Annotated in this window: 25 protein-coding genes, 2 pseudogenes and 1 CRISPR repeat array; of the genes and pseudogenes, 24 read left to right on the top strand and 3 right to left on the bottom strand. The window is 36.9% G+C overall.

Annotated elements, in window-relative coordinates:
• The coding region (locus ACYIAM_RS11450; RefSeq protein WP_483748351.1) for a helix-turn-helix domain-containing protein at window positions 1-155 on the bottom strand (155 nt) is incomplete at its 3' end.
• A 142-nt stretch (window positions 156-297) separates the two neighbouring features.
• Between ACYIAM_RS11450 and ACYIAM_RS11445 the strand changes: the two are divergent.
• The 23 genes and pseudogenes from ACYIAM_RS11445 to ACYIAM_RS11335 form a co-directional block, all read left to right on the top strand.
• Window positions 298-408: pseudogene (locus tag ACYIAM_RS11445) on the top strand (helix-turn-helix domain-containing protein); the annotation flags it as partial.
• Window positions 409-478: 70 nt separating this feature from the next.
• The gene (locus tag ACYIAM_RS11440) at window positions 479-709 is read left to right on the top strand and encodes a helix-turn-helix domain-containing protein (protein ID WP_483748350.1); all 231 of its coding nucleotides are present in this window, start codon (window positions 479-481) and stop codon (window positions 707-709) included.
• Window positions 706-1,467, top strand: a complete 762-nt coding sequence (locus tag ACYIAM_RS11435; RefSeq protein WP_483748349.1) for a hypothetical protein — start codon at window positions 706-708, stop codon at window positions 1,465-1,467. Before ACYIAM_RS11440 ends, ACYIAM_RS11435 begins: the two co-directional genes overlap by 4 nt.
• Before the next feature lie 2 nt (window positions 1,468-1,469).
• Entirely contained in the window at window positions 1,470-2,126 is a 657-nt protein-coding gene (locus ACYIAM_RS11430) for a hypothetical protein (protein ID WP_174796126.1), read from the top strand.
• A 655-nt stretch (window positions 2,127-2,781) separates the two neighbouring features.
• On the top strand, window positions 2,782-2,952 hold the full coding sequence (locus ACYIAM_RS11425; protein WP_483748348.1) for a RusA family crossover junction endodeoxyribonuclease: 171 nt from the start codon (window positions 2,782-2,784) through the stop codon (window positions 2,950-2,952).
• Window positions 2,953-2,954: 2 nt separating this feature from the next.
• The gene (locus tag ACYIAM_RS11420) at window positions 2,955-3,308 is read left to right on the top strand and encodes an antiterminator Q family protein (protein ID WP_174796128.1); all 354 of its coding nucleotides are present in this window, start codon (window positions 2,955-2,957) and stop codon (window positions 3,306-3,308) included.
• A 608-nt stretch (window positions 3,309-3,916) separates the two neighbouring features.
• Window positions 3,917-4,228: a phage holin family protein gene (locus tag ACYIAM_RS11415; protein WP_174796129.1), complete on the top strand. Its 312-nt coding sequence runs from the start codon at window positions 3,917-3,919 to the stop codon at window positions 4,226-4,228.
• Window positions 4,225-4,605, top strand: coding sequence for a DUF5675 family protein (locus ACYIAM_RS11410; RefSeq protein WP_483748347.1), 381 nt, complete (start codon window positions 4,225-4,227; stop codon window positions 4,603-4,605). Before ACYIAM_RS11415 ends, ACYIAM_RS11410 begins: the two co-directional genes overlap by 4 nt.
• Window positions 4,598-5,050: a lysis system i-spanin subunit Rz gene (locus tag ACYIAM_RS11405; protein ID WP_483748346.1), complete on the top strand. Its 453-nt coding sequence runs from the start codon at window positions 4,598-4,600 to the stop codon at window positions 5,048-5,050. Before ACYIAM_RS11410 ends, ACYIAM_RS11405 begins: the two co-directional genes overlap by 8 nt.
• A gap of 245 nt (window positions 5,051-5,295) precedes the next feature.
• Window positions 5,296-5,940, top strand: a complete 645-nt coding sequence (locus ACYIAM_RS11400; RefSeq protein WP_483748345.1) for a phage tail terminator protein — start codon at window positions 5,296-5,298, stop codon at window positions 5,938-5,940.
• Window positions 5,930-6,103: a DUF2635 domain-containing protein gene (locus ACYIAM_RS11395; RefSeq protein WP_483748344.1), complete on the top strand. Its 174-nt coding sequence runs from the start codon at window positions 5,930-5,932 to the stop codon at window positions 6,101-6,103. Before ACYIAM_RS11400 ends, ACYIAM_RS11395 begins: the two co-directional genes overlap by 11 nt.
• Window positions 6,104-6,105: 2 nt before the next feature.
• A complete protein-coding gene (locus ACYIAM_RS11390) occupies window positions 6,106-7,605 on the top strand; it encodes a phage tail sheath subtilisin-like domain-containing protein (RefSeq protein WP_483748343.1) in 1,500 nt (499 codons plus the stop codon).
• A complete protein-coding gene (locus ACYIAM_RS11385; RefSeq protein ID WP_065638840.1) occupies window positions 7,605-7,967 on the top strand; it encodes a phage tail tube protein in 363 nt (120 codons plus the stop codon). The genes ACYIAM_RS11390 and ACYIAM_RS11385 overlap by 1 nt, the downstream gene beginning before the upstream one ends.
• Entirely contained in the window at window positions 7,967-8,269 is a 303-nt protein-coding gene (locus ACYIAM_RS11380; RefSeq protein WP_174796135.1) for a phage tail assembly protein, read from the top strand. Before ACYIAM_RS11385 ends, ACYIAM_RS11380 begins: the two co-directional genes overlap by 1 nt.
• A 149-nt stretch (window positions 8,270-8,418) precedes the next feature.
• The gene (locus ACYIAM_RS11375) at window positions 8,419-10,596 is read left to right on the top strand and encodes a phage tail tape measure protein (protein WP_483748342.1); all 2,178 of its coding nucleotides are present in this window, start codon (window positions 8,419-8,421) and stop codon (window positions 10,594-10,596) included.
• Window positions 10,596-11,966, top strand: coding sequence for a DNA circularization protein (locus tag ACYIAM_RS11370; RefSeq protein WP_483748341.1), 1,371 nt, complete (start codon window positions 10,596-10,598; stop codon window positions 11,964-11,966). Before ACYIAM_RS11375 ends, ACYIAM_RS11370 begins: the two co-directional genes overlap by 1 nt.
• Window positions 11,963-13,036 carry a phage baseplate assembly protein gene (locus tag ACYIAM_RS11365; RefSeq protein ID WP_483748340.1) on the top strand — a complete coding sequence of 358 codons (1,074 nt, stop codon included), beginning with the start codon at window positions 11,963-11,965 and terminating at the stop codon, window positions 13,034-13,036. The genes ACYIAM_RS11370 and ACYIAM_RS11365 overlap by 4 nt, the downstream gene beginning before the upstream one ends.
• Window positions 13,036-13,599 carry a phage baseplate assembly protein V gene (locus ACYIAM_RS11360; protein ID WP_483748339.1) on the top strand — a complete coding sequence of 188 codons (564 nt, stop codon included), beginning with the start codon at window positions 13,036-13,038 and terminating at the stop codon, window positions 13,597-13,599. Before ACYIAM_RS11365 ends, ACYIAM_RS11360 begins: the two co-directional genes overlap by 1 nt.
• Window positions 13,600-13,654: 55 nt before the next feature.
• Window positions 13,655-14,068, top strand: a complete 414-nt coding sequence (locus ACYIAM_RS11355; RefSeq protein ID WP_483748338.1) for a phage GP46 family protein — start codon at window positions 13,655-13,657, stop codon at window positions 14,066-14,068.
• On the top strand, window positions 14,061-15,128 hold the full coding sequence (locus ACYIAM_RS11350; RefSeq protein ID WP_483748337.1) for a baseplate J/gp47 family protein: 1,068 nt from the start codon (window positions 14,061-14,063) through the stop codon (window positions 15,126-15,128). The genes ACYIAM_RS11355 and ACYIAM_RS11350 overlap by 8 nt, the downstream gene beginning before the upstream one ends.
• Window positions 15,119-15,709, top strand: coding sequence for a YmfQ family protein (locus ACYIAM_RS11345; protein ID WP_483748336.1), 591 nt, complete (start codon window positions 15,119-15,121; stop codon window positions 15,707-15,709). The genes ACYIAM_RS11350 and ACYIAM_RS11345 overlap by 10 nt, the downstream gene beginning before the upstream one ends.
• Window positions 15,702-16,709 carry a phage tail protein gene (locus ACYIAM_RS11340; protein WP_483748335.1) on the top strand — a complete coding sequence of 336 codons (1,008 nt, stop codon included), beginning with the start codon at window positions 15,702-15,704 and terminating at the stop codon, window positions 16,707-16,709. The genes ACYIAM_RS11345 and ACYIAM_RS11340 overlap by 8 nt, the downstream gene beginning before the upstream one ends.
• 20 nt (window positions 16,710-16,729) lie before the next feature.
• A complete protein-coding gene (locus ACYIAM_RS11335) occupies window positions 16,730-17,338 on the top strand; it encodes a tail fiber assembly protein (RefSeq protein ID WP_483748334.1) in 609 nt (202 codons plus the stop codon).
• 1,071 nt (window positions 17,339-18,409) lie between these two features.
• Window positions 18,410-18,682: a CRISPR direct-repeat array (repeat unit 29 nt; unit sequence CTGTTCCCTATGCACATAGGGATAAACCG).
• Between the two features lie 109 nt (window positions 18,683-18,791).
• Here the strand turns inward: ACYIAM_RS11335 and ACYIAM_RS11330 are convergent.
• A pseudogene (locus ACYIAM_RS11330) lies at window positions 18,792-18,941 on the bottom strand (IS3 family transposase); the annotation flags it as partial.
• A gap of 508 nt (window positions 18,942-19,449) precedes the next feature.
• On the opposite strand from ACYIAM_RS11330, the gene ACYIAM_RS11325 reads away from it, so the two are divergent.
• Window positions 19,450-20,499: a hypothetical protein gene (locus ACYIAM_RS11325; RefSeq protein ID WP_483748333.1), complete on the top strand. Its 1,050-nt coding sequence runs from the start codon at window positions 19,450-19,452 to the stop codon at window positions 20,497-20,499.
• Window positions 20,500-20,927: 428 nt separating this feature from the next.
• Here the strand turns inward: ACYIAM_RS11325 and ACYIAM_RS11320 are convergent, their stop codons facing one another.
• The gene (locus tag ACYIAM_RS11320; RefSeq protein ID WP_174797275.1) at window positions 20,928-25,871 is read right to left on the bottom strand and encodes a DNA repair ATPase; all 4,944 of its coding nucleotides are present in this window, start codon (window positions 25,869-25,871) and stop codon (window positions 20,928-20,930) included.
• Window positions 25,872-25,940 lie beyond the last annotated feature (69 nt).

Genomic DNA, 25,940 nt, shown 5'->3' with positions numbered 1-25,940 from the left:
ACAGATATTTCATATAAATAGCGAGGTTTTTTTACATCTCCACTTTCAATCGCTTGATAAGATTGTTGTTTTATTCCAACTTGCGAAGCTACTTGTTCCTGCGTTAAATTTAATTCTTCTCGTCTGGTTCGGATTCGTTGACCAAGATTATTCATTTTAAAAGTCTCCATTGTGTTAAAAAAATAATACAGATAAATCTGTAATTGACAAACAGTATAAACTGTTATTTAATACAGTTATAACTGTTGATGTTTAATAAGGACAAATATGACAATGGGGTAACGAGTTAAACAAAAAAGAATTGAGCAAAATATAAACCAATCTTTTTTAGCTAATTTGGTCGGCATAAAACAACAGTCAATTAGCGATTTAGAATCTGGGAATATAGAAAACCAAGGAATATCGTAGAAATAGCTGAAGCTTTGAACTGTTCTGCTGAATGGCTATATTACGGAAATGAAGTTAATTTGAGGTGCGCATGAGTACATTAAACAATGAACGCACGCAGAGCCAATGCGAAAACATTTTACGGCATTTGCAAAGTGGTAAAACCATTAATCCATTACAAGCATTGAATGAATATGGTTGCTTTAGACTGGGTGCGCGTATTTATGATTTAAAACAGAGCGGATATAACATTGATAGCCGAATGATAAAAGCAGAAAACGGTAAGAAATATGCTGAATATTCTATGAGGATAATCAATTGAACGCAGTTGAAAAACTAAAACTAATAGGGCGTCCGAATGCATACTATCCAAAATTAGCAAAACCTTTAGGTGGTGTTAGTTCTGCTGTTTTATTCTCACAATTATTTTATTGGCAAGATAAGTCTACGTCTAATTTAGGTGTGTATAAAACTCGGGATGAACTTGAAGATGAAACAGGCTTAACACATAACGAGCAACGAACAGCAATAAAAAAACTATGCGAAAAAGGCGTTTTAATTGTTACAGAAAAGAGGTTAGAGCATAAAACTTTTTACAAGATTGACAATGAAAAAGTTAATCAAGTTTTAAGCGATTTCGCCAACTCTATAACTCAATCATCAAGACAAATGAAAAGTAGTTGCCCCGATCTCTACAATGTAGATGTCGAGACGACTACAAAATTAAGGTCGTTATATCAAGAGATTACTACAAAGAATACTACAGAGAATACTACAAATATTATTGAGGATAAACCTAAAAAGCCAAAACGAGCACGCCAATTGCCTGATGGTTTTAAACCTAACAGTCATCATCGCTATATTGCGCAAAATGAAAATGTCGATTTGGATAATGAATTTGTGAAGTTCAACGATTATTGTTTGGCTAGTGGGAAAAAATACATTGATTGGGATGCCGCATTTAATAATTGGTTACGCAATGCTGGGAAATATCAAAGATATAATCCATCTAGTAATAAATCCAATTTTACGAGCCTTGCTGAGCGAAATAGGCAAGTGCTTGAGAGCATGAGGAGTTAGTAATGGCGAAGATTACAGATGAATTTTTAGCTGTTATTGGGGGATTACTTGACCTCTATGGACAGCAAGCAAGCACTACCAAAGTTAATATTTATTGGTCAACGGTAGGGCAATATCCCATCGAGTCGTTACGAAGAGCTGCTAATGTATGGGTGCGTAAAAGTCAATTTATGCCGAAGCCTGCGGATTTAATCAAGCTAATGGATGGTTCGAATAATCATCTGTCATCAGATGAAGCGTGGTCGATTGCAATACTTGCTAGCAATGAAAACAATACGGTTGTTTGGACTAATGAAATAGCAAAAGCGTGGGCACAAGCTGAGATTGTCTACCGAAATGGCGACAAAATTGGAGCAAGGCGGACATTTATTAATGCATATGAGCGAATGGTTGATGAATCAATGATGTATGGACGTACCATTGAAGTGTTTGTTTCGCTAGGTAGTGATAAAGAAAAACGTACTGACGCTATAAATCATGCTGTTTTTACAGGGTTGTTAACGCAAGATCGAGCTAATTATTATCTGCCGAAACCAGAGAATTCGTTTGCAATGCTTGAATGTAAAATCAAGCAGGGAGCATCAAATAACAGCATGATGCATATTGCTAGTATTAAACAGATGTTAAAAACAGGTAGAGTCTGTGTTACAGCGAGCTAATCACAGCCCACAAGGTCGCATCACATATTCAAAAATATGTTGTATGAGGATGTTAGAACGAGAATACAGTGTGGTTAGAATACAGTAAAGATTAAGCAACAATTAGCAGAACAGTATAAAGAACAATTATCAAAGGTGAAATGATGCAGAAGAAACACAAACTAATTAAAACTGATTTTAAATGCCCAGAATGTGGTGGAGAGTGTTTATATAACGTTGATTTAGACTTATTTGTTTGCAATAGACCTCTTATCAATGGTAACAGTGGAGTAAAAGGCTCTTGTGGTAAGTTTTATATGAATAAAATTAGGGCGAAACAATAATTAGGCTAACTAAAGAAGGATAGAGTTGAGGGCGTTGAGTAAGTTTGCCGTGCTGTAATAATAATCCAGAAACCACGGTATTAGCTTATCGCCGATTAGCTGGCTCCTGTTGGCGTAGTGATGAGAACTCAAGATATATTGATTAGGGAGGAAAAATTAAAATATGATTTATCTAATTTTTCCTTATTCACCAACGGTTAATCATTATTTGAGGGGGAACGGCAAGAAAGCAAAGTTATATTAAACCTGATGACATTAAATTAGAAATATCGTTATTGCTATTGTATTGCAAAATAAAGCTAATAATAAGTTATCTGAAAGGGTGATCTTACATGGCAGATAGAAGAAAGCCAAATTTAGATAATATAAATAATGCCGTTTTTGATGCATTAATTCATAGCGGTGTCATTTTAGACGATGAACAAATAGATGTATTGCATAGCGAAAGCAGAAAAATGGTAAAGAGTGAAAAAATAGAATTAGTTATAAACAAATTGGAGTAATGATGAGAGAAACTAAAGAAATTTTAACAGCATGGAAAAACACTCGTATATTAAAAAGAATGGGAACAGAATACCCTTCAAAATCGGCTGGCTTTAATGGTGCGCCAATAGATTTTGATTATCGTCAGTATTTGACCGAAGATGAGGCAGAAATTGTTGATGATGCTGTGCTGATTTTAAAAAATGATAATTATTCTCAGTGGATTGTTTTAACCGCATATTATTTGCGGGGAGTTTCGTGTAACGCTCAAGCAAAAGCGATAGGGAAGCGTCCACATGATATTATTAATTTATTAAATCAAGCTGAGATGTTTATAAGGGGAAATATTTACGTACATTTCAAAAAAATTGCATAAAATGCAAAATTTTTAGATAAAAAAACTGGACTTTGCGCAAATGCGCATGTATGATTATATCAAAATACGGTTTTCAACGCATGGAATTTAAGTTGGCTAAAATATTTGAGCTTTTTTGCTATCCATATGTGTGTAATTTTATGAGAACACGGGCATATAGACGACATCAAGTTAAACGATGTCTAAATAATAGAAAGAATAATTTTTATTCTGACGGTTCTAGGAAATCACTTAAAAAACATGTAACAACACCAGCAGCTTGCTCTTGTTGGATGTGTGGAAACCCAAGGCGATACCTCAACGAGTTAACATTGCAGGAACATCGCTCATTACTGAGTTTAAAAGAAAGCCTCAATTAAGAGGCTTTTTTGTTATCAAGATAGAATTTTGTTAATTGAAGCCGCTTAACAGCGGTTTTTTTATATCTAAATTTCATACACGTCAGCGACATTGGTGTCGTTGATATCCAAAACGCGCCCATAAGCTCTGCATATCATGTACGTTTGGGGCCATTTATTTCTACAGAATCGACAGCAAAGCTAGACACACACATAACTACACAATAGCTAGCACGCTGTCACATCATTAACTAATAAGAAGATTTAATTATGCCAATTAAAGACCCTGATAATGTCAACTGGGTTGTTGTCATTTATCTATTTATCATTACATCGCTCGGATCATTAGCTAGCTATTGCTACCATGTGCTGAACGGTGGCAAATTCAATATTTGGGTGTTAATTGCTCAGATATTTATCTCAACATTTGCTGGCGCATTAGTTGTACTGGCTGCTAGCTATTTTAATTGGCAATTTGAATTTGCTGGAGGTGTAGCCGGTCTAGCTGGTTGGTCTGGCGCTACTCTTATTAAAGCGTTAGAAGAGAGGTTAATCAAAAAAGCGAAAGGAGATGGCAGATGAAGCTAACAAGGTTAAAAACCAGTGAACATGGTACGTTTGGTAAAATTCAGTTGCCATCTAGTAAGATTTTATCAACCTTAGAACTGCCATGGAAAGATAATCAACGTCAAATTTCATGTATTCCAGCTGCAATCTATCAATGTGACATAGTTAATTCGCCAAAGTTTGGTCGAGTATATCAAGTTAAAAATGTTCCTAATCGCTCTCACATTTTAATTCATGCCGGCAATTGGACCAAAGATACACTGGGTTGTATTTTAGTTGGCATGAGCAATAACGATTCCCAGTTATTTGGAAGCAGAAAGGCATTAAATCTATTGATGAATGAGCTTAACGGACAGTCATTTAAGTTAGAAATTATAGAAATCTATGAATAATACAAATGTAGCATTGATTAGCGCGTTGATATTTGCTTGTTATTTTGCATTCAACTGCTGGCAAGATAAAAGGCTTGCGGTAATGAGAGTAAATAAAGCCGAAGAAAAGTATGAAAAGTACATACAAGATAACAATGAAGTTAAAAAAATTGAATCAAATATTATCGAGGCAATAAAAAATGGTCAAGCTAAAACAAATGCTTTACGTAATGATATCGATAATGGTCTTGTCGAGTTGCGCGTCAAAGTCGAATCCATCGAGCGGGATAGTGCCACCTCCAGCGGTATTGCTCACAAAGCCTTACGACTTGCAAAGTCTTCTCAACAAGATTATTACAATCTCACCAATGCAATCGAGTACAATAAAGTAATAATTGACGGGTGGCAGAAATACTATTGTAAAGAGATTGCACCAAAGAATAATACTGAGTTTATGTGTGATTAGATTATCACAATCATCAACGTATACAACAACACTAGATGGTGTAAAGTCCAACTAAAATATTCTATGTTACATGTTTAAAGTAAAGCAGATATGAACGCATTATCGTAGTAGACCACATCATTCCGAATAAATTTGAACAGGCCTTAATACCTAAAGACCAAGCAATAATATTATTCCGCAATGCTGTCGCTACGGTTGATCAGTCGCCAGCATTATCCGTGTAAATTAATGAAGCAGGTTAAACAATGAAATTATCACATATCGTCCACATATTGCACCATTTTAGCCCTAGCTTTGAAGGTCGTGTTGGGGGTGCTGCTGAATTTTCAGCTATCAAAGATACGGCATTCTTGCAATTACCTGCCGCTTATGTGGTTCCGCTTGATGATAGAGCAGAAGATAACAAGTCACAAACAGATTATTGGCAAAATGTGACAGAGAGGTTTGGGGTTATTGTTGTATTAAAGCCTCTTGATGAGCGAGGACAACACGAAGCATACGACATTGTCGAAAATATAAAAACCGAACTTTGGCGAGCATTGCTGGGCTATGAACCTTCACCTGCGCATTATCCTATTCAATATGATGGTGGTGATTTACTTGATTTAGATCGAGGGAGAATTTTTTATCAATTTAATTTTAGTTCAGTGCGGGAAGTTGGGTTTGAGGATACTCGACAATATTTTGATTTAAACGCTATTGATAACCCAATCCCCGATCCTGATTGGCAACCCGATCCAAATAACCCCGATATTACCGAACCTCCGCAGTATAACCCGTTAAACATTGGAAACTTCGATACCCTATCAGGGGTTATTAATGAGCTGGATTCGGGGGTAACTGTGAATTTTCAAAATAACAATATCTATGAGAGAGACAATGATAATTAAATCTGTCAATAACAAACAGGTATATGATCCAGATAATGGGGATTATTTACCAACTAACGGTCGTAATGTTGAGTTTAACCAATACTGGGCTAGACGACTAACAAATAATGATGTTGAAGAAGTTACAAACATCAAAGTAAAACAAGAAAAAAAGGGTAGCTAAAAATGACAATTAGTTTTAACAATATTCCTAACAATATAAAAGTCCCTCTATTTTATGCGGAAGTGGATTCCTCTGCAGCGAATACAATCCAAGATAGTGGTGCTTCATTAATTATTGCTTATCCGCTAGCGGATAGTACCATTGAACGTAATAAGCTCATTATTATGTCGTCTATAGATCAAGCTAAAAAACTCGCAGGCCGAGGCAGTCAATTATCTAGAATGGTTGAATCCTATCGCAATATCGATAATTTTGGCGAACTTTTTGTGATTGCAGTAGATGAACCCACTGCTGGCTCGAATGCATCTGGTACTATCCAAATATCGGGTACAGCAGAACAAACAGGCACATTAAGTCTCTATATCGGTAACAGTAAAATTCAATCGAGAGTAACCGTTTCTGATACTGCAGAAAGCATAGCAAACGGTTTACATAATGCGATTAATGCTCATCCTGATTTACCCGTTACCGCAACCGTGACGAATAGCACAATAACGCTAACAGCCAAACACAAAGGATTGAGCGGTAATGATATTCCTCTGTGCTTTAACTACTATGGCACAATCGGCGGAGAAGAAACCCCAGACGGTTTAAATATTGTTATCACTCAAATGAATGGTGGAACTGGCACTCCAGATTTAACGCCAGTTATTGCCGCTATGGGTGACAAACTCCTTGATTTTATCGCATTCCCATTTAATGACTTATCATCTTTGGCAACATTTAATCGTGAAATGGATGATACTACAGGACGTTGGAGCTATGCGCGCCAATTATATGGACACGCTTATACCGCTAAAAAAGGCGATTTATCTGAGCTTGTCGAATTTGGTGATAAATTAAATTACCAACATATTACTGTTGCCGGTTATGAAAAAACTATTCAAACGGGTATTGATGAATTAATTGCGATGCGAACTGCTCGTAATGCTGTATTTATTCGTAATGATCCGGCTCGACCAACGCAAACTGGATTATTAAATGGTGCATTGCCAGCATCTGATAGCAATCAGTTTACACTAACAGAGCAACAATCATTATTAAGCCACGGCATTGCGACAGCATATGTTTCTAGCGGTAATTTATTAATTCAGCGAGATATCACCACATATCAACGTAACAGTTACGGTGTAGCCGATAATAGTTATTTAGATAGTGAAACACTTCATACACTCGCTTATGTATTACGTAAATTACGTAGTGTGATCACATCTAAATACCCAAGGCATAAATTGGCTAATGACGGAACCAGATTTGGGGCAGGACAGGCAATTATTACACCCGCAGTAGCTAAGGCGGAAATCAACGCCACTTATCGTCAATTAGAATTATTAGGCTTAGTTGAAAACTTTGATTTGTTTAAAAAGAACTTAATTGTTGAACGAAATGTCAACGATCCAAATCGATTGGATGTGTTATTCCCACCCGATCTCGTTAATCAACTACGCGTTTTTGCTGTGTTAGCACAGTTTAGATTGCAATATCAAGAGGAGAAAAACTAATGACACAACGACGTATCGCTGGAACAACTTATATTAAAGTTGATTCCAACCAACTATCATTAACGGGCGGTATTGAAGTCCCGATGAATACTAACGTTAAAGAAAGTATTTTGGGGTTAGATAATAGCGTTCACTATAAAGAAACATTCCGTGCACCCTACATTAAAGGGACATTTAAAGTACCGGGCGATTTTCCAATCGACAAGTTGGTGTCGAGTGATTCAATGACCGTTACCGCAGAACTGGCCAACGGCAAAGTTTACGTTTTATCTAATGCTTGGGTTGAAGGTGAAGTTAATCACAATGCCGAAGAAGGTACAGCAGAAATCGAATTTCATGGTGAAGAAGGATTTTATCAATAATGAAAGAAATTAAATTATCACAGCCGATTATGGCACACGGCAATGAGTTACATGTACTGGAATTAAAAGAGCCAACAGTCAAAGATATCAAAAAATTAGGCTTTCCATTTGATAGCCAGATGATTGGAGATCCTAAAAAAGTGGCTGATTACATTGTTGCGTTAGGTAACGTTACACCAAGCTCTGTTGAACAGCTCACCCCGTATGATTTTTTAATGATCACCGGTGAAATTATGATGTTCTTTGGCCCAAAGGAGAAGGAGACAATACCTACAGTGGAGGAACAGGCGACAGTGAAATAATCACAATCGAATATCTCGTAAACCTTTGTTTTGACCTCGCCAAGTATTGGCAACTCTCCCCCTTTTATATCATAGAAGAACGTTCACTATCCGAAGTTTTTGAATTATGTGAACAAGCAAATCGCATAGAAAATAGCAAGGAATCATAAATGGCAGGCTTTAACTTAAAAGCAGTGGTGACATGTGTTGATAAGCTGTCACCTCAATTAAACAAAATGAAAGAAAAACTTGAGGAGTTCCAAAAAAAAATGAACGAATCAGGCTTTGGCAAACTTGGTTTAAAAGATGCTGTAACGGGCCTTTCTATTTCTCAGCCATTTGTAAAAGGGGTGGAGGATGCGATGGCATATGAAGAAGTGATGGCGGACCTCAGGAAGGTTGTTGACTTTGATACGCCTGAACAATTTAAACAAATGGGGCAAGATATTCGTGAAATGTCATTACGTTTGCCAATAGCAGTAAAAGATATCGCCTCTATCGTTGCAGAGGGTGGTCAGGCAAATATCCCAAAAGATGATTTGATACAATTTACTGAAGATGCTGTAAAAATGGGTATTGCATTTGGTACCTCAGCCGAAGAGGCTGTCAGTAATATGGCTACTTGGCGAACGGATTTAAAACTCACTCAAAGTGAAGTTGTTGGCCTATCCGACAAGATCAATTTATTGGGTAATGCACAAGGTGTAAAAGCAAAAGACATTTCAGATGTAGTCACAAAAATGGGGGCGCTTGCGGCAACATCTGGGGTTAGTGCTGATAAATTAGCAGCATTAAGCTCAACAATCATTGCAACAGGTACTAATACCGATCAGGCGGCTACCGGTATTGAAAACTTAATGCTGACGCTGACATCAGGTATAGGAGCGACTGAGGAGCAACAAGAGGCATTGCAACAGTTAGGCTTCACATCAACTCAAATAGCAAAAGGGATGCAGAAAGATGCCGAAGGGACAATTATGTCGGTACTTGAATCATTAGGTGAAGTATCTAAAGATCGTCAATCGGCTGTATTAACCATGTTATTCGGTAAAGAAAGTGTTGCAGCTATATCTCCATTACTCGACAATATGGAGCTATTAAAAACAAACTTTAATCGGGTTGGTAATGCTTCTCAATATGCTGGTTCAATGCAGAAAGCATATGAATCCTGTTCAAACACGACCGCAAATAAACTACGACTTTTTGACAATGCGCTAACCAATATTAGTTTATCAATTGGTGACGCCTTATTACCGGCATTTAGTCAACTATTAGAGGAGTTAACACCGCTGGTTATTTCGTTCGGGCATTTTATTCAAGAAAACCCTGAGCTAGTGAAAATGGTGGCGATGGCTATTGCGGGATTAATTGGATTACGGATTGCGTGTGCCGGTGTGAACTTTATTGTTGATGCATTATCAACGGGGATCGATATTTACAACGGCGTGCTCAAAGCTAATGAATTGGCAACAAAGTTTCATGCGGCTGCTCAAATAAAATTATCAAATGTATTTAAAAAGGTACGCGCAGCATCAATGGCTTTAAATGCGGTAATGGCGGCGAACCCAATAGGATTTATTATGACGGGCATTGCTATAGCTGCAGTGTTAATCATTACATACTGGGATGATATTGTTAAATTTTTTCAGTGGTTGTGGGGGGTAATTAAGCCTTATGTCATGCCTATTTTTGATGTCTTTATTGACGGATTTAAAGCTGGAGCGGCGCTAATTGAAGAAGGTTGGAATGCTGTTATTAAGTTTTTCAGTGAGTTATGGGAATTCATTAAACCATTTGTTATGCCCATTATTAACCTCTTTATAGAAAGTTTTGAATCTGGTGGTGAAAACATCGTAAAATCATGGCAGGTGGTAAGTAATTTCTTTAGCGATCTATGGGAGTTTATTCAACCTCATGTAATGCAGATCATCGATGTATTTGTCGAACCTTTCAAAGACGCTGGTGAAGCTATACCAAAAGTGTGGGAAAGTGTTCAGAATTTCTTTAAAAACTTGTGGGATAACGTTAAGTCCGGCATCCAGCCGCTACTTGATGCATGGAACTATATTTTTGGTGAAAAAGAAAAGCAAGTAAAAGTGACTGTTGATACAGGGAGTTTACCGAAAGAAATGACCCGTCCAATGGTTGCATCCCCATATTATCAAAAACCGCAAATGCCACTAAATAACTTTTCAAATAGTAATGCAAATCGAAATAGCAACGGTGAATTGGTCGTGAAGTTTGAAAATGCACCACAAGGAACTATTGTAAAACAAACCAAGCAAGCATCAGGTTTTAATACTAAAGCTGATGTTGGCTGGAATCCATATGCTTTAGGAATATATTGATGAACTTCATGAATTGGTTAAATAATTTATTGCCGGCTAGTTTTCGTGGTGTACCGTTTCAAGTTAGCGGTACATCATCTGAATTCGGTCGGCGCAATCAAACACATGAATACCCGTTTAGGGATGTGCCCTATACCGAAGATCTGGGGCGTTCAGCACGTAAAAATAAAATTGACGCCTTTGTGATTGGTGACGATCACAAAGAACAAGCTGAAAAACTGGTAGAAGCAATCGAGGAAGAAGGCGCAGGGATACTCATCCATCCAATACTTGGTGAACTTAATGTCAATATTGTGGGTACCGCAACAGTAAGTAACTCCGTTGAAAACGGTCGAATGAGTGTTATTTCATTCTCCTTTGTTGAAGCCGGTGAATTAATATTCCCTGATTCCTCTGTTGCTACTGATGATGTAGTTGATGAAAATGCAGATAATGTAGATCAAGCGCTATTAGATGCGTTTGAAGATTTTGACTTAATCGATGCGCCCGATTTTGTACAAAGTAATATTCTTGATGACATCATGTCAATTTTAAATGACATTGCTGATGCTTATAATGCGATAACACCGTATGTTAATGATGCGGTTAAAATATTAAATAGTGACTTGTCGCCAATTCTTGGTGCTGGTGGTTCATCCATTATTAATTCAATTAAACATGTTTGGAAGAGTGCGACAAAATTTGTCAATTCGGGGAACGAACTGGTTTTAAGAGCTAAAGTATTTACGAGCATATCGTCTATAAAAAGTGCTTTACCTGATGTTATTTGGTTAACGGATAGCAAATCCACCAAAAAAAGAAAGAAAAATCAAAACTTAATTAATACTGCTATTCGAGTAACCGCACTAACAGAAGCATCACGATTAATTGCGTCACTACCGAAACAGGTTGAAGATAAAAGAAAACAAGCTTTTGCTCCTGTGGCATTAGAATCAACAAAAGGTAAAAAAGAGCATTCTTTTGACCAAGATCATACGTTACCAACTGGTCATTCAACTAATAACATAACAAACACTCCCGTACCAACATCATCAACAGTTGAAAAAAGTAACACCATTTCATTTGATGATTTACTGGATATCAAAGAATCCATTAATGAATCCTTTGATAAGGAATTGTCACGAACCGAGCATGATGGTTTATACATTGCGCTAGTAAAATTAAAAGCCGCGGTTAACCAAGATATCAATGCACGCTTACTTAAAATAGAGAAAACAATTGTTTATATTCCTAATGAAGTATTGCCAGATTTGGTTTTAGCTCACTATCTCTATAACAATGCTACACGTTGTGATGATATATCGATTCGCAACAATATTCTTCATCCTGGTTTTATTCCTGTTAAAGAGCTGCGAGTACCAAAACCATGAATCAAAATAAAGTTTTTTTAAAAGTTAACCGTCAGTATTTTGGCGGTTGGACTGATGTAAGTATTTCGGCCGGTATTGAACGGCTAGCCCGTGATTTTAATGTCACTATCACCCGCCAATGGCCTTCATCAGGTGACGATTCAGAAACAAAAATTGATGTTAAAAACGGTGATTTAGTTGAAGTGTATATCGATGATGATGTGGTTTTAACCGGTTACGTTGAAGCGTTACCGATTCGATATGATGCAGGTTCGCTATCAATGGGCATTGTCGGCAGAAGTAAAACGGCAGATTGTGTTGATTGTAGTGCTGTACCCAAACAATATAGCGGTAGTTCAACTATTCAAGTTATTCAAGATTTGGTTAAGCCATTCAAACTGAATGTTATTAATCAAGGCAGTGATGCAGGTTCCGTTAGTATTCAAGCGGATCAAGGGGATACTGTTTTTGATGTCATTAGTAAAATAATGGGCATGCAGCAAATTGTTGTGTTTGATGATGAGCAAGGGCAAGTAGTAATTGGTGATATTGGTTCAGATGAGGCAAAAACAGCATTGGTTTTAGGGGCTAATATTTTGTCTGCGGATACTGAAAAGAGTATCAAAGATCGGTATTCCGATTACTTTGTCTCTGGGCAAGGCGTTGGTGATGATGAAAACTTTGGTGAAGCAACACTAGCATCAGTTAGATCTACATCTAAAGATGAGGCAATCCGGCGTTATCGCCCTTTAATAATAAAACAATCCGGTGATTCGAATAACGGTACATGCCAAGAACGCTGTGAAATGGAAAAAGTGCTGAGAGCAAGCAAAACCAGAGAAGCCACTTACACCGTACAAGGCTGGCGACAAGGTGATGGCACGTTATGGAAACCGAATCAAATGGTTGTTGTTGATGATCCGTTACTTGGATATGATAACGAGAAATTGGTTATTGCCGAAGTTAAATACAGTCTAAGTAGCGGTGGAACATTATGTGAGTTAAAAGTGGGTCCAGTTGAGGCCTATTTACCGGATAAGAAGAAAACCAAGAAGAAAAAAGGTAAGCAATCCGATGGCGAGGTATTCTAATGCGTAAAGTTTTAAATAAAATAATGAACCTTGTATCTAGGGGCTATATCACATTCAGTAATAGCGCAAGCAAATGCCAGACGTTGCAAATCAAAATGTCGGGCGGTGAACAAAAAAGTGATGTCGAGCATATTGAGCCGTACGGGTTCACATCAAGACCGTTGGACGGAGCAGAAGCGGTAGCGCTATTTTTAGACGGCGATAAATCGCATGGTGTGATTCTTGCTGCTGGGGATCGTCGCTACCGTATTAAGTCGCTTAAAAAAGGTGAAGTTGCTATTTACACAGACGAAGGCGATTACATTATTTTTAATCGCAATAATGAAATCAATGTAAAAACAAAAAAATTTATTGTGAATGCTGATGATGCCATAGAGCTAAATACTAAAAACTTTTTAGTTAACGCATCATCAGCAACACAATTTAATACACCATTATTAAAAGTGTCTGGGGAAATAGAAGATAAAATCAGTACTATTTCAAACATCAGAACTATTTATAATGGTCATACGCATAACGAAACAAACTCGGTCACACAAACTCCTAATCAATTATTAGAATAATTCTCACTTCATTACATAAACCGTCATTAGACGGTTTTTTTATGGCTAAAACAAAATGATATTAACAGTAAATGGTAGAAATACTTATCCCACTAATATTCAAAATAAGTTATATCGTGCGCTAATAATTTCGCTATTCACATGGCGACGAAAAAACACCAGTGACGATTCAGATCATCCGTACGGTTGGTGGGGTGATTCATACCCTAGTATAGCAAATGACAAAATTGGGTCACGCCTTTATTTATTGGCTCGCTCAAAATTAACTAACCAAACAGCTAACTTTGCAAAAATTTATATAAAAGAGGCTGTGCAATGGATGATCGATGACGGGATAGCTTCTCGAATAGAGGTTTCAGTAAAGCGAACCGATTTAACTGTTTTAGTTGCTACTATCAATATTTATAAAACAGATGGGAGTAATGAAGAATTTAGGTTTGACAACTTATGGAGTGATATTAATGTCTAGTGGATTTTCAAGACCAACATTACCGGATTTAATCACAACTATACGTAATGATTTATATGCGCGCCTAGCTATTGATGATGAGTTGATTTCATTACGGCGTAATGACCCAGAGGTATACGGACGAGTTATAGCGGGGGCAACACATGTGTTATTAGGCTATATTGAAAATATGGCCAAAAATATTTTACCTGATCAAGCAGACGAAACTTGGTTGATCCGGCATGGAAATATGAAGCGTTGCTATAGAAAACAACCTACACCTGCCGCTGGTTATATTCGATTTGATGAAGTGGCTGATGGCATTGTTATCAATAAAGATCAAAAAGTCAGGCGTCAAGTTGATCAGCGCATGTATACAGTTACCCAAACAACAACATCAGCAAATAATGTTTTAAGAGCACCTGTAGTATGTGACGAGGTAGGTAAAAAAGGGAATTGTGATGATGGTACCAGTATGTCACTGATTACCCCTGTTACTGGTCTATCATCAACTTGTTTTGCTGATTCTATTGAGTCAGGTGCTGATATTGAGGATTTAGAATCTTTTAGGAAACGAGTTATCGATAGATGGTATTACACACCTCAAAGCGGCGCAGATCAAGATTATGTACAGTGGGCAAAAGAGGTTCACGGTGTTACACGAGCTTGGTGTTATCGTCATTGGGCGGGAGCGGGTAGCGTTGGCGTGATGGTTGCAAATAGTGATCCCGCTAATCCCGTTTTAGACAATACCACAATTCAAAATATCAAAAAACATATCGAGCCACTGGCACCGGTTGCCGGCTCTATGCTGATAGTGTTTTCACCAACACCCAAACCTATTAATTTTAAAATTATGGTCACACCTGATAACCCAGAAATTCGTTATCAAATAGAAGCCGAGTTAAAAGAATTTTTGCTACGCGAAGGGAGACCACAATCAACACTATTTAGATCACGTATTAGCGAAGTGATTAGTTCATCATTTGGCGAGTATGCCCATGAATTAGTTTACCCCGATAAAGATATTTTTGTAGAAAAAAATCAGGTAGCGGTCTTCGGGGGTATTGAATGGATTTAGAAAAACAATACCAAAGCATGGTAGGGCACTTATTGCCCTACGGTCCAGCATGGGATAAATCAGAGCCAATCCTTTTATCGTTAGCATTAACACTATCCAAAACTCACGTTCGATTAGATGATTTAATGCAAGAAATCAATCCCAAAACGACGACAGAGCTGATAGATAGATATGAGCAAATTTCCGGATTAGCGGATAGCTGTTATCCATCGGATGTTCAAACGTTAACGACTCGGCGCAACCGTTTAGATTCTAAGATAAATTTGGTCGGTGGCATAAGTAAAGCATTTTTTCTACAAGTTTTAAAAGCCAACGGCTATTTAGACGCCACGATTACAAACTATAACAATGATGTTTTTACCTGTGAATCAACATGCCAAGACTATTTATATGATGAAGATTGGCGTTTTTATTGGATTGTAAACATACCTCACAATTATCAAATAACAGAAATGTCCTGTAACGACGGGTGCGATTCGCATTTGAGAACGTGGGGTGATAAGCAAATCGAATGCATAATTGAAAAATTATGCCCATCACATACTTATGTAATTTTTAAATACGGAGCAATTAATGCATAGAATTGACACATCTACTGCCCAAAGAGATAAGTTTGGTCAAGGGAAAAATGGCTTTACTCGCGGTAATCCACAAACTGGCACACCAGCAACGCAATTAGATTATCTTTATTGTGATGCTATTCAAGAAGAAATTGCTAATGCGATTGAGTCAGCAGGCATTAAACTTGATAAATCAAAGCATGACCAACTCGCTACAGCCATTAAAGAATTTGTCAAAAAAGGTAGCGTAAAGCTCAACTCATCAACCAACAGCACATCAGAAACAGAAGCAGCAACACCCAAAGCCGTGAAAAAAGTGAATGACTTAGCAACTGAAAATCATAACAACTTATCAAATGTAATTAATAAATTCACATCGAACGATAACGAATCAATTGTCTTTTCTCCGAATCATAACTATCACATTGTGATGAGAAATGATGGTGTTTGCGGTGTTTATAATCATTTAACAAATAAATTCTCGTGGCTAATTGATAAAAACGGAGGCATCGACGGGTATATCGGTTGTGACCGTGTGGTCGGTTTAGATGATTATGTTCGATGGCGCTCACTACCCGTAGGTATCCCTCAACCATGGCCAACAACCACACCTCCAGAGGGATGGTTAAAATGCAATGGTTGGAAATTTGATAAAAATAAATATCCGAAGCTAGCGCAAGTGTATCCATCTGGTAATCTGCCTGATTTACGCGGTGAATTCATACGTGGTTGGGACGACGGCAAAGGTACAGATCCGGGTCGCGGTATCTTGAGCTGGCAGAGTGACGCAATTAGAAATATTTATGGGCAGCTTGAAACTTTTATTACTGGTCTAACTCACGCTGGAAATGGATCTGGCGCATTTTCTACAAGTATAAATTCGCAAGGAGCTTATCAAACCGGGAACTGGGCCGGTGGTTCGCATCAAAAATTAACATTTGATGCTAGTCGTGTAGTACAGACTTCACATGATAACCGCCCTCGCAACTTAGCATTTATGTACATAGTTAAAGCCGAATAATATAATTAAGGAGATTTATAATGAAATATCAATTAACACCGAAAATGGCACAGTTTGATAAAAATGGTTTTGTAACAATCGAGGGCTGGGCATTAATTTATAATACAGATACAAAAACTGGTGAATTTATCAACGCAACATACGAATATGTTGCCGAGGGGATCGGTTTGCCCGATCATGTGTGTTTAGACGCTCCGAATTCAGTTGATGATGAGCACGCAATCGTTAGAGTTGACGACAAGTGGACATACCCAAGCGATCATCGTGGTAAAAAAATCTACTCAACAGAAAATGGTGCAGAATCAGCTGTAACAGAAATCGGCGACATCCCAGCCGATTACACACTATTAAAGCCGTCTAGCGAGTTTTGCTCGTGGGATGGAGAAAAGTGGGTATTGGATGAAAACAAACAGCATCAGCATTATATAGCTGTAGCAACAGTACAAAAAAAACAGCTATTAAGCGAAGCTACTACGCAGATTGATTACCTACAAGACGCAATTGATACTGATATTGCAACCGATGAAGAAAAAGCGTTATACACCACTTGGAAAAAATACCGTGCTTTATTGAATCGTATTGATGTCGATACTGCGCCAGATATCGAGTGGCCAGAAAAACCACAGTAATAATCAATTATTCTGGATAATTGTATTTGTTTTTTGTGTATAATCGGTGCAATTATCTAGGATATCAGAGTTAATGAATGTCATTGCCCTAATTTTAACATTGTTGCCTATCTTTTGAATCTTCGAAAATTTACTGATTATGCCACATCGCAATTCAAAGTTCGTATCACTCTTTCTGCTTTCCCATTCGTTTGCGGGCAGGTGGTTTTTGTAACATTATTGATTAATAAGATGATTATTACCTGTTTTAACAAATAGGTGTTCACTTGTGCCTTGATATTCACGCTCATTATCGGAATAAATACATTAAATGGTATATTATTCTTTACCAATAAAATTTATTAACTCATTAAATTTAAAATAATTTCACGCTAAAACGGTATAGAATCCTGAATATTTTTAACAAAAATTGTGCTTTTTTAATAAAGAAAAAACTGTTTTATTGCTAACTATTTTATAACTATAAGAAAATTAAAAATTAATTAGTAGAATAAAGGAAAAACGATAATCATGAAATGTAAATAACTCAATGTTTTCCTATATATTATTTAATCTTATCTTTTTATCACTGAATGCAAATAACAAACAGTTTAGCTAAAAAGCTATACGTTATTTTAGTGGGACATTTAACTTTTTTTTAAAAATGGTTAAATAAACATTGTTTAATATGAATTAGTTCTGTTAGTTAAACCAGTATGTGATAGCTGCTTAACGTCTTTGTTGAATAAGCAATTTAAGCAACCTTATTCTTTTTAAATAAAATTTATTAAATCATTAAATTTAAAATAATTTCACGCTGAAACGGTATAGATTCCTGAATATTTTTAACAAAAATTGTGCTTTTTTTAATAAAGAAATACCTTGTTTTATTGCTAACTATGTTATAACTATAAGAAATTTAAAGATTAATTGGTAGAATAAAAAAATCGCCATATTCTCTATCTTATTTTTAATATTAATTTAATAAAAACAATGTGTTATAAAATCATTGTTATTTTAAGAATAATTAAAAAAGTTGGTAGAAATTTAAACTAAAATATTTTAATTATAAAACAAAATGTTATAATTGATCTGTTCCCTATGCACATAGGGATAAACCGAGCTCGTTTCTTCGCTTCCTCCTTTTGCTTGTCTGTTCCCTATGCACATAGGGATAAACCGACGACATAGAATACAAACCAGAAAACAACGACCTGTTCCCTATGCACATAGGGATAAACCGGGTAGCGCGGTGAAATCGACTTGCACATCTGGCTGTTCCCTATGCACATAGGGATAAACCGCCCTTTGCCGATTTTTTTAACAAATCGAGATTCTGTTCCCTATGCACATAGGGATAAACCGCACGAATGATGTTGAGGCAACTTCTTTGGGATAAATATTTAGAGTATAAACAATGGAATGGCAACACATTTTCAAACAAAAATGAAGGGGGTAAATGTTTTTTTAATTCGACGGGAGGCAAGTAGCCTAACGAAGAATGCAATCGTTTCTGATTATACCAATAGGCATAAGCCGAAAAATCGCGTTGTAACTCAGTTGCTGAGTTGAAACGTTGGCCTTTTACAAACTCGGTTTTAATTGTTTTAAATGTCGCTTCCGCTACCGCATTGTCATGTTAGGGAATTCGCTATAATTCCCTAACTCGGACTGGTCACTATAGCTATTTTGAACATCTAAGCTGCACATGCCTGAAACCACTACACCCAATCCATTCCACCAACCTAAACAAAAGCCTCAATATTAGGCAAAAAATTGTCAGGAAATATATTGATTTCATTTTATTTTTTGATTATTAATAATAAAATAATATTCCAATCTATTAAAGCATTTCATAAAACTTAATTGAAGCCACTCCTAAATAATTTTCGCCCAAAAATCTCCCAAAAAAAGCTAGCCAAGCTTTTTTAAAATGGTTATAATTTCACCGATTATTAAAAAACAAGCTTATTTAATAAGCAGATAAATATAAAAAATCGAAATAAAACATAAATTTACTTGACAGGTGAACCATAATGCAGTATCATTTTAGACACCAGACACCAGACACCAGCACTGGCAAACCTACGGCTTAAATTTATCAAATAGACGCATCAGACGAGTTTCTTTTCTTGCCTCGTTTATATTCTCGAAGTTATTTCACAAATCACTATCAAAATTATCCCGAAAAGTCCTGTTGGCATTGTTATTATTGTCATGTTTATGGCATTTGCCGGCATTTGCCGGCATTAGCTGGCCAAAATGGTCGAGGGAATAATCGTAGTGATGCTATAATATTCCCGCCGTCCAGTCCCCCAGCAACTATCTGGTTCGTTACCCCAATGTTGTTTTCAGGAGCTAGAGACAGAGATATCGCTGACATGTGGGACAGGGATTTGGGATTTATCTTTAAAGACAAAGACACCAATCCCGCATCATACGCGCTTAATTTTCCGACTGCGGGGGCAAATGGATTGTATTTTGATTTAGTCATATATGGCTATGTAGATGGATTGACATGGACGCCCGTGACGCATGAAGGAATTACCGCGACAGTGAAACAGATAACAGAAATGGAGCGTTTAGCTCGGAATCGGAATTGGTTTTTAACCAGACATCCATTCTCATTCGTGCGTGTGACGCTAACAGGCCCTGATGCAAGCGCTCAGCGGGGTAATCCCCATCCAAGTCGAATTCCGGTGCCAAGGTTACCGCAAACTTTTGAGTTAGTGGGTAGAGATCCTTATTATGGTGAAGAAGTAATAAAATATGGATTTGTTCTGCAAAAGTGGTTCGTGCATCAAGGAGGCTCACCTTGGTATACTTATTCTGATACTGTCGCTTGGTGTGGGGGGTTAGGTTATCGAGTGCCACAGGTGAAAGAGCTGACTAACGCAGTCTGTGATTTTCATAGATGTGAAGGGGCTGTTGGTGCCACGCCGTCCTCAATAAAAGGTAATTATAGCTCACGTTGGATAGGAGCAGGGTTCTTTACGGAGTGGGGAGAGGTGTTCTATTACCGCGGAGCAAACTTTGACTCTCTCGACTACTGGACGAGCGATTCTCAGGGAGATCGATTTAAATACATGGTACAATCGAATGGTCACATAGATTCCGACTTCGTGCTCGATGTCGACGGGTTTAATGTTCATCGACATAACTCTATTTGCGTTACTCCTTAGTTTTTAGCATTTAGTTTTTAACTCTTAAGGTCGCGGTTGGGTTTATGGTGCTAATTAAGGATAAGTTATCAAATAACCAAGCTCCATCGCAAGGTTGGACTAGGGGAGAACAAAATAGTGCGTTTGCGCTTTTGTAACTAGATAATCAATTTTTAAAGTTTAGCTAGGTTTTAGACGCTCTATCATCTTTTGATTTAGAAAGTAACAACGGTTACCACGTCCGATTTAGCGGATTGACCATCCCCTCGCTCAGGCGAGGGGAAAATTGTGACTATTTGGGCTAGCAAACATGAAAATCTCTAAAATCAGTCATATCCAACCAATCTACTTCACAAAATATCACTTTATTTTTTGTAAAAACAGTTAGTAATAACGTTGATTTTATTTGATTTTTATAAAAGCAAATTCTTATCCAAAAGCGCTAATTTTTATGATTTCAATGCCTGCACGCTTTGCACTAAATCAGCAAGCTGTGTAACAATTTGAATGCCTGTATTTGCTTCATCGCCACCAAGCGTTTTGTTGCGCATAAAGTCGGCTTTAATTTGTTGCCAGCGTTGAGCTTGCTCTTTGGTTAATACACCACGAATTTCTGCCAATTTTAGTAAATTTTCTTCAGCGCCGTTGGTGAGCAATTGTGCTTCGCCAAGATAGTGATCTTCAATGATTTGATTTAATTCTTCATCATTCATAACCGAAGATACTTTTTCTGCCAGCTTATTCATATTTCGATAACTACCTTGCAATTTAAATGGTGGTTCTGTTCGGTATTTATCGGATTGTGCTGCGCTGACAATGTACTGTTGATTGACTTTAAACACGACTTCACGAATTTTTAATAAATGACGAAGTACAGCAATAATTTCGCTAATTTCAGCTTGGCTATAAGTATAGCTAAGTTCGTTGGTATTAAGTGGTTTTCCTTGCGCATGATCGATTAATCGATAAAGGTCATTAAGATCACGCAGGGCAAGAGGCGAAAGAATAGGATTGGATGTTAAGCAGTTTTCAATATAGCTTGACGCAAACACTTCATCCATGCCCCCAAGCACTTCACCTAAATTATAAATATCGGCACGGTTAGCCAACATATCAGGAATTTTAAAGACTTCGCCCGATTCGGTATAGGGGTTACCCGCCATGATCACACAGAATTTTTTGCCTCGCAGATCATAGGTTTTGGTTTTACCTTTCCAGACCCCTTCAATGCGTCGAGAGCCGTCACAGAGCGAAATAAATTTTTGTAAAAATTCGGGATTGGTATGTTGGATATCATCAAGATAAAGCATAACGTTGTTACCCATTTCAAGTGCTAAGTTAAGCTTTTCAAGTTCTTGGCGAGCTGTTGCATTGGGTGCTTGCTCGGGATCAAACGATAACACGCTATGACCTAATGCCGGTCCATTAATTTTCATAAAAATTAATCCCAGACGATTAGCGATATATTCCATTAAGGTTGTTTTACCATAACCCGGAGGGGATATAAGTAACAGTAATCCCATTAAATCAGTGCGACGACTTTCCCCCACGGTGCCCATTTGTTTTGCTAAGTTATCACCAATAATTGGTAAATAAACTTGGTTAATAAGTTTATTACGCACAAATGAACTTAATGGTTTTGCCTTAAATTCTTCAAGATGTAAAAAGTGGCGTTGTTCTTCTAAAACCTCTTGGCGAAGCATTTGGTAATGTTTAAATTCTGGAATTATTACTCGTGATTGTTTACGCATACGACTGAAGAAGTCATCTAGATTTATCTTTAATACACCTTGTTTGATGCTTGGATGTTCGCCTAATAGATCATTAACTGTAATATCAAGGTCAATTTCGCTAATTGTTGTGGTGATGCCATTTTCTTTATCTAAAATACATAGCATAGCTGCTTCAGCAATATAAGCAGCGAATTTTTGATACTTAGGTAGGGTACATAGTCCTTTAAACCAACTTTCGATTAGGTTCCAACGATCGGCTATCCGTGACATTAGGTTTAATTGTGATTGATTAAAGTCACCCCACATGTGAGACTGCTCTAGTTGTGTTTTTAATCCTTCAAACAATGTCAGGCTATATTTACTTAACGTAAATTGTTGCGGTGTTTCGGCTAATACATAGCTTAAATATTCAGATGCTTGTTTGATGTGGTAATTATCGTGTGGTATTGGATATTTTTGTAGAAATAAACCAAGTTGTTCTGATATTTCTGTACGTAGATTGATTAAGCCTTCTTCATGACCAAACAGTGAATAGATATCCATACAAGTTTTAGCGCGTTCTGGCCATAACTTAGCAATGTCATTTTTTTGGTTATGATGCCAATAAAGCATCGCTAGACTGCGTGCTAATGGGTTATAACGCAGCAAGCCTGCCACTTCGCCAAGTGGAATAAGTTTTAATAATATTTTTACAGCATCATGATCGTGAATGCCTTTTTCATAGCCTTCTCGATATCGTATTGCCGCATAATCGCGTACTGTTTTATTTAATATTTCGGGCTGATTTAATTCGCTAACAAGATCATCATAGCTAAAATCATGTTCTTTTTTTAATGCAGAATTAATTATTGAGTAGGCTAGGTATTCTGCCCGGTAAACCGTTGGGGATTCTGATTCTAATGACATTGTCCAAAACGGTTTGTAGCTTTCTAGTTTAGGATGCGCTATTTTTTCTTGATAGTCGGTACCTGTTAATTGTAAATATAAGTGGTTTTCTTTAGGTACAACGGTTAGGTCAAGCTCTTGGGTATTGACACTAAACTTATGCCTTGGACCGAGTTTTATGACATTACCGCCTGATTCAAAAATTTCTGATTTATCACGTAATGCGCGTATTGCTTGATCTTGTGCGCTTTTAAATCGGGATTCGATATCATCAGCTTTAACGTTATCAAATAGTGCTCTTAATTTTTCGACAATTTCACGAATTTTTTGGGCTAAAGGATCTGCAACAAAAAAAGCATTAAGTTCAGTTTGATCTGAAAACTTCGCAGTTCTTCTTGGTATGCTATCTAAAATTCGTTGTGCTGCAGTAAGTAGTGCTTCACTGCGTCTAGTCCTGTCTTCAAGTAGTGCTTGTTTGTGAGTTTCAAAAGATTCTAGTATCTCTTCGCGCTTTGCTAATATATCATTTAAAAACTCTTCGCTTTCGCTAAACTGATTTTCAAGTTCTTCTAATTGAACTAACAGCCTCGAAAGTTCATCATCACATTTTTCAGGTGTTGTTGCGAGCCCTAATGCATTGGCTATACTTTGACTAAATAGTTTAAATTGGGCACCAAATTGGGCAACCATTTCAACACTAGACAGATTTTTCCGTTTTTGATGAATTCTGGCTTTCGTTTGATTAAGTTTGGCATAAACTTCAGCAATTGATTCAATGATTTTTGTTTGCAATGTAACATCATCAAATTTTAATGATGCCATTAATTGGGATAACATATCTAAATCATTAGACATATCATCAGCTATTTTTGTTGGCTCACTAAGTTTTGCGGCAGAGTCTGCTTTAGCAATGTCATGCTCAATATTATCAATTTTTGATATGAATGGCGCTAAAGCTTGTTCACTACCTAAAAATTCCGCAGTGGCTAAAGAAACGATAGATTGGCGTTTTTTTAGTTCATCTTCCATTATTTCAATTTGGTTTAAATCGATATAACGGTAAGTTCTTAATGTGACAAGACTACCTAATTGCATTTTTATGGCATTAAGAGCATCGACATATTCTTGGGTTTCTTTCCAACTATCTGGATATAATTTTGCTAATAGATCTTGTTGATTTGAAATTGCTTCGCGCATAGCGCTATTTGATTGGCGGCGTATACTTTCAACTTTTTCATATTCATCAAGCACTAATTCGCTTGTTTGCGAGATATTACGAAGAATTGGCGCAAACGGTAAATTTTGTTCATCACTTAACCAAAAGTAGCTATCAAAAAGGCGTTTAGTATCTTCACTTAATTTGCTATATAGTTGGGATGATACGGATTGATTGTCAATTTCGCGAGCAATAAAATAGAGATCAGAAATACCACGAACTAGATCAGCATTACCAATTCTACCTAAAAAGCTGTTATTTGTTGGCTGTCTTGCGGCAAATTCATCGCTATAAAATGGTGTTTGCCAAATTTGCATTGGGTGGACGCGAGTGGGTTCATTATTTTCACCCTCGAATACGACCATTCTGCCATCTTCGAACACGGCATAACCTTGACCTAAAATAGGATTATCCAGTTTACGCTCAATCATATTATAATTAAATAATGCTAAGCGACCAGAAGTTGGATCATAAAATATATATAAAACATCTTCACCATTAGGTGAACGTCTGATACGCCTAAAACGCATTCCCGACATTGACTGATCAAATGTTTTGTATTCGCCATTTTGTAAATAATAACCACCAGGAAAAATAATGCCATGATCTTCTGGAAGTTGGATACAAGCTTGACCTATAAAATCAATTCTTTGTACTTTTTGTGTTAGTATATTATAGACTAAATAACGCCAATTATCTTCACGATAAGGTAATACCTTTAATAGAATTAAAGATCCTACTTTCGCGTACTCTATTTTAGCATCATTGATGGATTGATTTTTATCGATAACATCTTCGCGGTAAATGCCAAGACCATCGTTGGTGTTATTTTCACATTTTATGGTTAAATCACCGCCAATGGTTTCAACAAAAACAGTATCTAACACATTTACATGCGGGAATCGACCATTAACGATATTTTCACGAGTGGTCTCTTGCCATTCAAAATCGTAAGCGGGCGGAAGTGCAATATCACGCTCTCCACGATTATCAATATAATTAATGTTTTTTTTATCGTTTGATATAGACCATCGAAAAACACGAATATCGCTAACACGTTCACCAATTTGGAAACTGGCAAGTAGTTTTCCATCACGTTCAACAAGTTGTAATAACTGTGCATTTTTATAATATGTATATAGTTCATTAAAGTCTTGAACAAACCGATCAATATTTAAAAAGGTGTTAGAAATATCAACTAGATCCGCTTCGTAATTACCATCACGCTCGATCAATTGGTAAAGTGAAAACACATCTTCTATTTTGGTCTCTTTTTTTAACCCCATAAAGACGTTATATCCAAATAATAACCAATCGCCAAAACGTACAATGTCTCGTGCAATACAATTATTTTCAGTTCTTATCCGAATACGGCTAATAATTGACATGTCACTTTTGCCAAATTCAGCAAGCCTTTCTTGGTTTAGTGTCTCTGTTTTTTGGTTAAGTTCTTGTCCGAGTGATGTTAAACGTTTGCGAAGAATTTCATAAGCGCCACCTTCAGCAACGGCGTTATCAAGTATTGTTTGTTGTTGATTTTCTTGTTCTATTTCAGCCATTTTTAACTCGTTGATCATTATACAGAAAGGTTATTGTCTTTAGTCGGTCTGTACAACCAACTAAAGACA

This window comes from Gilliamella sp. X-60, from assembly GCF_057063585.1.
This window is presented reverse-complemented; position numbering and strand designations above follow the sequence as displayed.